The sequence below is a fragment of the Aeromonas sp. QDB11 genome (assembly GCF_027705265.1).
Classification (GTDB): domain Bacteria; phylum Pseudomonadota; class Gammaproteobacteria; order Enterobacterales; family Aeromonadaceae; genus Aeromonas; species Aeromonas allosaccharophila.
In genome coordinates this window covers 34,535-44,436 of the sequence record NZ_JAPDBM010000042.1, presented here as the reverse complement: position 1 = coordinate 44,436, position 9,902 = coordinate 34,535, and the positions used below count along the sequence as shown (strand labels likewise).

The window sequence follows — 9,902 nt, the reverse complement described above, 5'->3', positions numbered from 1 at the left end:
GCTGATATGGCTCAGTTGGTAGAGCGCATCCTTGGTAAGGATGAGGTCCCCAGTTCGACTCTGGGTATCAGCACCATGAAAGCAAAAGCCTCCCTGAAAAGGGAGGCTTTTTTGCATTTGTCTCTCGGATAAATGTCACCATATTCTCTGCTGATCCCCATTTCTCAGGGTTTCATACTTCTCCATCTCTCTCCATTTTTGTGGTTCGTTTGACCACAAAACCTATTAATTTCCAGATATTCATCGTGGTTTGATTGACGTAAAACGTTTTACATGTAAAATCCGGCGCGTTTTGCCTATTACGTGGAGAGAGAGCATGGCGCAGGATAACGAATACTGTTTGGGGGCGGTTCCCGCCAAGGGGCGCAAAGGTGTGCTGTCGCTGATGCTGGTGATGCTCGGCCTGACCTTCTTCTCTGCCAGCATGTGGACCGGCGGGGCGCTCGGTACCGGGCTGGTGTTCGATGACTTCATCAAGGCGGTACTGATCGGCAACTTGCTGCTGGGGATCTACACCGCCTGTCTCGGTTATATCGGTGCTTCAACCGGTCTCTCTACCCATCTGCTGGCCCGTTACTCCTTTGGGGTGAAAGGTTCCTGGCTGCCTTCGCTGCTGCTGGGTGGCACTCAGGTTGGCTGGTTCGGCGTTGGTGTGGCAATGTTTGCGCTGCCGGTACAGAAGGCGACCGGCATCGATGTGAACTGGCTGATCGCCATCTCGGGCATTCTGATGACGGTGACCGTCTACTTCGGCATTTCCGCTCTGATGGTGCTGAGCTTTGTGGCCGTGCCGGCCATTGCGCTGCTCGGTGGTTACTCTGTCTGGCTGGCGGTGACCTCGACCGGTGGCATGGCGGCGTTGCAGCAGGTGCAACCGACCAATCCCATCGAGTTCACCACGGCGCTGACCATGGTGGTCGGTTCCTTTATCAGTGCAGGAACTCTGACCGCCGACTTTGTCCGATTTGGTCGCAAACCCTGGGGCGCCGTCATGATTACCATGGTGGCGTTTTTTTTGGGCAACACTCTGATGTTTATCTTCGGTGCAGCTGGCGCGGCGGTGACCGGTCAGGCTGATATTTCGGAAGTGATGCTGATGCAGGGGCTGCTGATCCCCGCCATTCTGGTACTGGGCCTCAATATCTGGACCACCAACGACAACGCCCTCTACGCATCCGGTCTTGGTTTTGCCAACATAACGGGTCTCAAGAGCAAGCCGCTCAGCGTGATCAACGGCCTGATTGGAACGGCTTGCGCCCTCTGGCTCTACAACAACTTTGTCGGCTGGCTGGCCTTTTTGAGTACGGCAATTCCGCCGATCGGTGGCATTATCATCATGGATTTCCTGCTCAATCGCGAGCGTTACCGTCAGTTTGCCGATCAGCAATTCGAGACGGTGCGCTGGCAGGCGCTGGTCGCCACGGCAGTCGGGGTAGCTGTCGGCAAGTGGCTGCCGGGCATAGTGCCACTCAACGCGGTATTGGGCGCCGCTTTCACCTATTTCATTCTGGTTCGCCTCACCCAGCGGCCGGTTCTGGTACAGGAAGCTAGCAAATGCTGATTCAACATATTCGTTTTGTCGATCGGGAAGGGTTGTGGCAGATCCGCTGTCAGGATGGGGTCATCACCGCCATCGAACCCCATGACGAACATGCCGTAGCTGGTCGGGTACTGGACGGGGAGGGTGGTCTGGCTATCACTCCCTTTATCGAACCCCATATTCACCTCGATACCACCCAGACAGCGGGCGAACCGAGCTGGAACCTCTCCGGCACCCTGTTCGAGGGGATCGAGCGCTGGGCCGAGCGCAAGGCGCTGCTGACCCATGAGGATGTGAAACAGCGCGCCATCCAGACACTGAAGTGGCAGATCGCCAACGGCATCCAGTTTGTGCGTACTCACGTTGATGTCTCCGACCCCAATCTGATTGCCCTGAAGGCGATGCTGGAGGTGCGGGAAGAGATGAAGGAGTGGGTGGAGCTGCAGATCGTCGCTTTCCCGCAGGAGGGGATCCTCTCCTATCCCAATGGCAAGGCATTGCTGGAGGAGGCGCTCCAGCTGGGGGCCGACGTGATCGGAGCAATACCCCACTTCGAGTTTACCCGGGAATATGGGGTCGAAAGTCTGCATTACATCTTCGATCTTGCCGAGAAGTATCAGGTTCTGGTGGATGTTCACTGCGACGAGATTGATGACGAGCAGTCCCGTTTTATCGAGACGCTGGCGACCCTTGCCTACGAGCGTGGTATCGGTCATCGAGTCACTGCCAGCCACACCACCGCCATGCACTCCTACAACGGAGCTTATGCTTCCCGTCTGTTCCGGTTGCTCAAGATGGCAGACCTCAACTTTGTGGCCAATCCGCTGGTGAACATTCACCTGCAGGGGCGCTTTGATACCTATCCCAAGCGCCGTGGCATCACCCGGGTGAAGGAGATGCTGGAGGCGAACATCAACGTCTGCTTCGGCCATGACGACGTGTTCGATCCCTGGTATCCCATGGGCACCGCTAACATGTTGCAGGTGCTGCATATGGGGCTTCATGTCTGCCAGATCATGGGCTACGAGCAGATCAACGACGGTCTGAAGCTGATCAGCAGCCACAGCGCCCGCACCCTGAACGTGCAGGATCGCTACGGTATCGAGGTGGGCAAACCGGCCAACCTGCTGATCCTGCCCGCCGACAATGGCTTCGATGCGGTGCGTCGTCAGGTGCCGGTGCGTTATTCGATCCGCCATGGCAAGGTGATCGCCCAGACCCGTCCTGCACAAACCGAGGTGCTGTTGGGTAAGCCGGAGCCGATCGATTTTCGCCGCTGAGTTTTCAATCAGGGAGTGTGGCGATTAGTTCCGCCTCTGGGCACAAGGGCTGCCATTGCGCATAATGGCGGCCTTATCCTGAGGGAGTGACTCCATGCAAACCTGGTTATTTGTTGCTGCCGGCGGAGCCATCGGCGCCTGCCTTCGTTTTGGGATTGCCGAACTGATGGCCTTGCTGCTGGGGCGCCACTTTCCTTACGGGACTCTGGTGGTCAACGTGGTGGGCTCTTTCATCATGGGGGTGGCATTCGCCCTCATCAGTCATGGTCATGTGGTAGAACACCCGATGAAGCCGCTGCTGATGGTGGGGATCCTCGGTGCCCTGACCACGTTTTCTTCCTTTGCCCTCGATACGGTAGTGCTGGCTCAACATGGGGCCTATCTGAAAGCGCTGCTCAATATCGGTCTCAATCTCTTCCTCTGTCTGGCCATGGTGGTGCTGGGCATGCAGTTGGTTGCGAGCCGGGTTTAAGGTGTCCGGACGCCAGTGGCTCTGGTAAACTGGCGGCCATTCTTTGCTCTATGGGTGTTTAAGGGATGTCAGAACAAGCAACGACAACGCATTTTGGCTTTAAAACCGTGGCCGCGACCGAGAAGGAAACTCTGGTAGCAGGTGTCTTCCATTCGGTGGCAGCCAAGTATGATCTGATGAACGATCTGATGTCGTTCGGCATCCACCGCCTGTGGAAGCGCTTCACCATCGACTGTTCCGGTGTGCGCAAGGGCCAGAAGGTGCTGGATCTGGCCGGTGGTACCGGTGACTTGACCGCCAAGTTCTCCCGCATCGTCGGCGAGACCGGTCAGGTGGTGCTGGCAGATATCAACGACTCCATGCTGAAAGTGGGCCGCGACAAGCTGCGCAATCTGGGGGTCGCCAACAACGTCTCCTACGTGCAGGCCAATGCCGAGGCGCTCCCCTTCCCGGATAACCACTTCGACGTGATTACCATCGGCTTCGGTCTGCGCAACGTCACCGACAAGGACAAGGCGCTCGCCTCCATGTTCCGGGTGCTCAAGCCGGGTGGCCGTCTGCTGGTGCTGGAGTTCTCCAAGCCGGTCAGTGAAGTGATCGCCAAGCTCTATGACCTCTACTCCTTCAAACTGCTGCCGAAAATGGGCGAAATTGTCGCGAACGACAGTGAAAGCTACAAATATCTGGCAGAGTCCATCCGCATGCACCCGGATCAGCAGACCCTGGCTGGCATGATGGAAAATGTCGGTTTCGAGCAGGTGGAGTACTTCAATCTGACTCAGGGTGTGGTCGCCCTGCACCGCGGTTACAAGTTTTAAGGTTGCCTATGCCGATGGATGCCATGGTCACCGCGGTGATCGAAACCAGCCTCAACCAGTTGCTGGCGCTGGACAAACAGAGCCCGGAGCGGCTGCGCAAACTGGTGGGCAAGGTGCTCAAGCTGGAGCTGCGTGAACTCAAGCCGCTCTGGTTTGTCTTCTCCGAGCGTCGGCTGGATGTGCTGGCCCTGCATGAAGGGGAGGCCGATGCGGTGCTCAGTCTCTCCCTGACCGCCCTCGGTCTGCTGAAAGACCCTTCCGCCCTGACCCGCTATATCCGCGAGGAGAAGCTGGATCTGAGCGGTGATCCCCAGCTGGTACAGGCATTCAGCGTGCTGCTGGGTGAGCTGGATATCGACTGGGAGGAGGAGCTGTCGCGCTATACCGGCGATGTGCTGGCCCACACCCTGTTCAGCGGTGCCCGTCAGGCGCGTCGCCTGGTCGGTCGCGAGCTGTGCCGCACCCGCAGCCAGCTGGCGGAATATCTGACCGAAGAGGCCCGCCTCGCCCCCGGTCCGCTGGAAGTGGCGAGTTTCAACGATGACGTCGAGGTGCTGGCCCAGCAGCTCAAGGCCGTCGAACTGCGGCTGGCCCGCTTCGAACAGCAGGTGACCTGATGACCCCGAAGGAGTTCAAACGCCTCTATCGCATCATCACCATCCTGCTGGAGCAGGGCATCGACGAACTGGTGCCCGCCCGCTATCAACCCTGGCCGGGTCGTCTGGCCCGTCGCTCCCTGTTCTGGCTCAAGAACAAGCAACCGGATCTCAGCCGCGGTGCCCGCATCCGCCTCGCCTTCGAGGCCCTTGGCCCCATCTTCATCAAGTTTGGCCAGATGCTCTCGACCCGCCGCGACCTGTTGCCGCCGGATATCGCCGAAGAGCTGGCCCTGCTGCAGGACAGGGTGCCCCCCTTCTGTGGTCAGGCGGCGCGCCAGCAGATCGAGCTGAGCTTGGGTTGTCCCATCGAAACCCTGTTTGACGACTTCGACGAGACGCCGCTGGCGTCGGCCTCCATCGCGCAGGTGCATACCGCCCGCTTGAAGGAGAGTGGCCGCGAGATCGTCATCAAGGTGATCCGTCCCGACATCGAGCCGGTTATCGAGGCTGACCTGCGGCTGATGCAGGCGCTGGCACGTCTGGTGGCCCGCTTCGTGCCCCAGAGCGCGCGGCTGCGACCCATCGAGGTGGTGGAGGAGTATCGCAAGACCATCCTCGACGAGCTGAATTTGATGCGCGAAGCGGCTAACGCCATCCAGCTACGCCGCAACTTCACCGGCTCCGAGGCGCTCTATGTGCCTGAAATCATCACCGATCTCTGCCGCGAGCAGGTGCTGGTGATGGAGCGCATCTACGGTATTCCGGTCTCCGACATTCCTGCGCTGGAAGCCAACGGCACCAACATGAAGCTGCTGGCCGAGCGCGGGGTAGAGGTCTTCTTCACCCAGGTGTTCCGCGACAGCTTCTTCCATGCCGATATGCACCCGGGCAACATCTTCGTCTCTTACGAACATCCGGAAAACCCGCTCTGGATCGGTATCGACTGCGGCATCGTCGGTACCCTCAATCGGGAAGATAAACGCTATCTGGCTGAGAACTTCCTCGCCTTCTTCAATCGCGACTATCGTCGGGTGGCGGAGCTGCACGTGGAGTCGGGCTGGGTACCGTCAGATACCAAGGTGGACGAGTTCGAGTTCGCCATTCGCACCGTGCTGGAGCCCATCTTCGAGAAGCCGCTCTCCGAAATTTCGTTCGGTCACGTGCTGCTCAACCTGTTCAACACCGCGCGTCGCTTCCATATGACGGTGCAGCCGCAGCTGGTGCTGCTGCAAAAGACCCTGCTCTATGTGGAAGGGTTGGGGCGTCAGCTCTACCCGCAACTCGATTTGTGGCAGACCGCCAAGCCGTTCCTCGAAAACTGGATGCACGAACAGGTCGGGCCCAAGTCGGTATTGAACGCCATCAAGGAGAAGGCGCCATTTTGGGCGGAGAAGCTGCCGGAGCTGCCGGAGCTGGTCTATGAGACTCTGCGTCAGACCCGTCATCAGCAGCGTCATTTCGACCAGATGTTTGCCGAGTTCCGCCGTCACAGCCGTCGGCAGGGGCAGGCCCGCTACCTCTTAGGGGTTGGAGCCAGCCTGCTATTGGCGGGTGTATTCTTGCTGACCCAAAAACAACACATTGAGTGGGGACAAGCCAGTCTCGCCGGTGCAGCCCTCTGCTGGCTGGTCGGCTGGTTGCGAACCCGTTCCCATTAATCAACAACCGCGCCGTCAGGCGCCTGTTCTGGAGAGAAAATCATGGGTGGTATCAGTATTTGGCAATTGTTGATCATCGCAGTCATCGTCGTGCTGCTGTTCGGTACCAAGAAACTGCGCGGTATTGGCGGTGATCTGGGCGCGGCGGTCAAAGGGTTCAAGAAAGCCCTCTCCGACGAGCCGGCTGATGCCAAGGCCGAGCAGAAAGATGCCGAGTTTCCCCCGAAACAGCTGAACGAAGCGGCCACTCAGAGCAGTGAGACCGCCAAGCAGAAAGACAAAGACCAGGCCTAAGCCATGTTCGATATCGGTTTTTGGGAGCTGGTCGTTATCGGTGTGGTAGCACTGGTGGTACTGGGGCCCGAGCGGCTACCGGTTGCCATCCGCACGGCTACCCACTGGATCCGCCTCATTCGTTCGACCGCGAACTCGGTCAAGTCCGAGCTGGAGCAGGAGCTCAAGTTGCAAGAGCTGCATAACGACCTCAAGAAGGCCGAACAGTTGCAGATGAGCAATCTGAGCCCCGAGCTGCAGGAGTCCATCGAACAGCTCAAAGCGGCGGCCCAGTCGGTCAATCGCCCCTATCAGGTGGAGAACGAGATCCGTCCGCCGCGGCCAGAGCCAGTCGCCCAGGCTGAGCCTGCCACGCCGGTTGAGCCTGCGGTGCAGCTGAGCCACGACGTGCCGCCGGTCAACAGCCAGCGGGAGAGCGAGCCGGTGCCGGTCAGCGACTCCGCAGTAAAAGGGGAGGTGAAGTCATGAGTCAGGCCGAACAACCCCTGATCAGCCATCTGGTTGAGCTGAGAACCCGTTTGCTGCGCTCCATTACCGCCATCCTCGTGGTGTTTCTGGCGCTGATCTACTTCTCCAACAACATCTACGACTTCGTGGCCCAGCCGCTGCTCAGCCAGTTGCCGGAAGGGACCAGCATGATAGCGACGGATGTGGCGACCCCCTTCCTGACGCCGATCAAGCTGACCCTGGTGGTCTCCTTCTTCGTGGCGATCCCCTATCTGCTCTATCAGGCCTGGGCCTTTATCGCCCCCGGTCTGTACCAGCATGAGCGGCGGCTGATCATGCCGCTGGTCGCCTCCAGTGCCGTGCTGTTCTATGCGGGCATGGCGTTCGCCTACTACGTGGTGTTCCCGCTGGTGTTCGGTTTCTTCACCAGTACCGCCCCCGCCGGGGTGACTGTAGCGACCGACATCGCCAGCTATCTGGACTTCGTGCTGACCCTGTTCTTCGCGTTTGGGGTAGCGTTCGAAATTCCGGTAGCCACGATATTGCTGTGCTGGACAGGTGTGACCACGCCCAGGAACCTGAAGGAGAAGCGTCCCTACGTCATCGTCGGGGTGTTTGTGGTCGGCATGTTGCTGACGCCGCCTGATGTCTTCTCCCAGACCCTGCTCGCCATCCCGATGTGGGCGCTGTGGGAGATAGGTTTGTTCTTCGCCCGCTTCTACGTGAAGAAAGAGGATGAAGAGCAACAGGAACAACCGGATGGGGAGAGCTGAGGCTCTGTTCGTCACCTGTTTGCCGGACGGCGAGAGGATGACGAAGTCCGCAGGAATAGCAGAACGAGGGGAGCTGAGGCTCCCTTCCTCTTTTCATGCTCCCGTTCGAGGCGTATGGTGTTGGCCCATCGAGTAGATGGTTTTCAAATACCTGATATGTCTTCCTTTTGTTCGGAACGTCTTATCCCATGATCGATATCGGTTTAAACCTGACCAGCAGACAGTTCGCCGGTGAACAGCCTGAGCTGGTGGCCCGCGCCCGCGCCGCCGGGGTTGAGGCCCTGATCCTCACCGGTACCGATCTGGCTGGCAGCCGCGAGAGCGCCGAGTTGGCCGCCTGTTGGCCGGGCTACTGCTTCTCCACCGCCGGGGTACACCCTCACGACGCCAAGAGTGTCGATGAGGCGACCCTGCCCGCCTTGCGCGAGCTGGCGGCGTTGCCGCAGGTGGTGGCCATCGGCGAATGCGGTCTCGACTACAACCGCGATTTCTCCCCCCGTCCGGTGCAGGATGCGGTGTTCGACGCCCAGCTGGCACTGGCCGCCGAGCTCGGAATGCCGGTGTTTCTCCACTGTCGCGATGCCCACGCCCGTTTCATCGAGATCCTCCGTCCCTGGTTGCCGAAGCTGCCGGGGGCCGTGTTGCACTGCTTCACCGGCTCCGATGAGGAGCTGGACGAGTGTCTGGCGCTGGGTCTGCATATCGGGGTGACCGGCTGGCTCTGCGACGAGCGCCGTGGTCAGCTGCTGCGCGAACAGGTGGCCCGCATTCCGGCCGGTCGGCTGATGATCGAGACTGACGCCCCCTATCTGGTGCCGCGGGATCTGAAACCCAGACCGAAACGCAACGAACCCGCTTTTTTGCCGCACATCGCCCAGGTGGTGGCGGCCTGTCGTGGTGAAGCGCCCGAGGCCTTGCTGGCCCACACCCGGGCCACCTCCGCCGCGTTCTTCCAACTTCCTCTCCAGGAGTGATTCATGGCTACAACTCTTCCGGGCGCCTTTCCGGGCCGCCGCCTGCGCCGTCTGCGCAAACATGATTTCAGCCGTCGTCTGGTGCGCGAGAACGTACTGACCGTCAACGATCTCATCTATCCGGTGTTTGTGCTGGAAGGGGAGAATCGTCGGGAAGCCGTTCCCTCCATGCCGGGGGTGGAGCGTCTCTCCATCGATCTGCTGCTGGAAGAGGCTGCCGAGCTGGTGGAGTTGGGCGTGCCCGCCATCGCCCTGTTCCCGGTGACGCCGTTGGAGAGCAAGAGCCTGATGGCGGAAGAGGCCTACAACCCGAATGGATTGGCCCAGCGCACCGTGCGTGCCCTCAAGGCCCGCTTCCCGGAGCTAGGGGTCATCACCGACGTGGCGCTCGACCCGTTCACCACCCACGGTCAGGACGGCATCATCGATGACGAAGGCTATGTGCTGAACGACATCACCACCGAGATCCTGATCAAGCAGGCGCTCTCCCACGCCGAGGCCGGGGTCGATATCGTGGCGCCGTCCGACATGATGGATGGCCGCATCGGTGCCATCCGCGCCGCGCTGGAAGAGAACGGCTTCATCAACACCCAGATCATGGCCTACTCCGCCAAGTACGCCTCCTGCTACTACGGCCCGTTCCGCGACGCAGTCGGCTCTGCCGGCAACCTCGGCAAGAGCAACAAGGCCACCTATCAGATGGATCCGGCCAACAGCAACGAAGCCCTGCACGAAGTGGCGCTGGATATTCAGGAAGGAGCCGACAGCGTGATGGTCAAGCCGGGCATGCCCTATCTGGACGTGATCCGTCAGGTGAAGGATCAGTTCGGCGTGCCGACCTTTGCCTATCAGGTGAGTGGCGAGTACGCCATGCACATGGCGGCGATCCAGAACGGCTGGCTGAAAGAGAAGGAGTGCATCATGGAGTCCCTGCTCTGCTTCAAGCGGGCCGGGGCCGACGGCATCCTTACCTATTTCGCCAAGCGCGTGGCGCAGTGGCTGAAAGAAGATGCCCGCTAAGCTGATGTGTCCGAGCGTGTAACGGAT

11 protein-coding genes and 1 tRNA gene are annotated in these 9,902 nt (G+C 59.8%); all 12 read left to right on the top strand.

The window, feature by feature from the left end; genetic code table 11:
• Nucleotides 1-76: transfer RNA gene (locus OKC40_RS14685), tRNA-Thr, on the top strand.
• A gap of 240 nt (nt 77-316) precedes the next feature.
• Nucleotides 317-1,561 carry a cytosine permease gene (gene codB, locus OKC40_RS14680; RefSeq protein WP_075113661.1) on the top strand — a complete coding sequence of 415 codons (1,245 nt, stop codon included), beginning with the start codon at nt 317-319 and terminating at the stop codon, nt 1,559-1,561.
• A complete protein-coding gene (locus tag OKC40_RS14675) occupies nt 1,555-2,820 on the top strand; it encodes a cytosine deaminase (protein ID WP_270795691.1) in 1,266 nt (421 codons plus the stop codon). Before codB ends, OKC40_RS14675 begins: the two co-directional genes overlap by 7 nt.
• A gap of 94 nt (nt 2,821-2,914) precedes the next feature.
• Entirely contained in the window at nt 2,915-3,292 is a 378-nt protein-coding gene (gene crcB, locus OKC40_RS14670) for a fluoride efflux transporter CrcB (RefSeq protein ID WP_270795690.1), read from the top strand.
• A 65-nt stretch (nt 3,293-3,357) separates the two neighbouring features.
• Nucleotides 3,358-4,110 (top strand): bifunctional demethylmenaquinone methyltransferase/2-methoxy-6-polyprenyl-1,4-benzoquinol methylase UbiE, encoded by a 753-nt coding sequence (ubiE, locus tag OKC40_RS14665; protein WP_005342396.1) that lies wholly within the window; start codon nt 3,358-3,360, stop codon nt 4,108-4,110.
• An 8-nt stretch (nt 4,111-4,118) separates the two neighbouring features.
• Nucleotides 4,119-4,727, top strand: a complete 609-nt coding sequence (locus OKC40_RS14660) for a ubiquinone biosynthesis accessory factor UbiJ (protein WP_139427932.1) — start codon at nt 4,119-4,121, stop codon at nt 4,725-4,727.
• Nucleotides 4,727-6,367 (top strand): ubiquinone biosynthesis regulatory protein kinase UbiB, encoded by a 1,641-nt coding sequence (gene ubiB / locus OKC40_RS14655; protein WP_088868107.1) that lies wholly within the window; start codon nt 4,727-4,729, stop codon nt 6,365-6,367. Before OKC40_RS14660 ends, ubiB begins: the two co-directional genes overlap by 1 nt.
• Before the next feature lie 42 nt (nt 6,368-6,409).
• Complete coding sequence (gene tatA / locus OKC40_RS14650) at nt 6,410-6,661, top strand: Sec-independent protein translocase subunit TatA (RefSeq protein ID WP_005339385.1); 252 nt, start codon at nt 6,410-6,412, stop codon at nt 6,659-6,661.
• A gap of 3 nt (nt 6,662-6,664) precedes the next feature.
• Nucleotides 6,665-7,129, top strand: a complete 465-nt coding sequence (gene tatB / locus OKC40_RS14645; RefSeq protein WP_115522059.1) for a Sec-independent protein translocase protein TatB — start codon at nt 6,665-6,667, stop codon at nt 7,127-7,129.
• A complete protein-coding gene (tatC, locus tag OKC40_RS14640; RefSeq protein ID WP_270795685.1) occupies nt 7,126-7,881 on the top strand; it encodes a twin-arginine translocase subunit TatC in 756 nt (251 codons plus the stop codon). The genes tatB and tatC overlap by 4 nt, the downstream gene beginning before the upstream one ends.
• Nucleotides 7,882-8,069: 188 nt before the next feature.
• Nucleotides 8,070-8,855: a TatD family hydrolase gene (locus tag OKC40_RS14635; RefSeq protein ID WP_139409684.1), complete on the top strand. Its 786-nt coding sequence runs from the start codon at nt 8,070-8,072 to the stop codon at nt 8,853-8,855.
• A 3-nt stretch (nt 8,856-8,858) separates the two neighbouring features.
• Complete coding sequence (gene hemB, locus OKC40_RS14630; protein WP_033112882.1) at nt 8,859-9,875, top strand: porphobilinogen synthase; 1,017 nt, start codon at nt 8,859-8,861, stop codon at nt 9,873-9,875.
• Nucleotides 9,876-9,902: the final 27 nt, after the last annotated feature.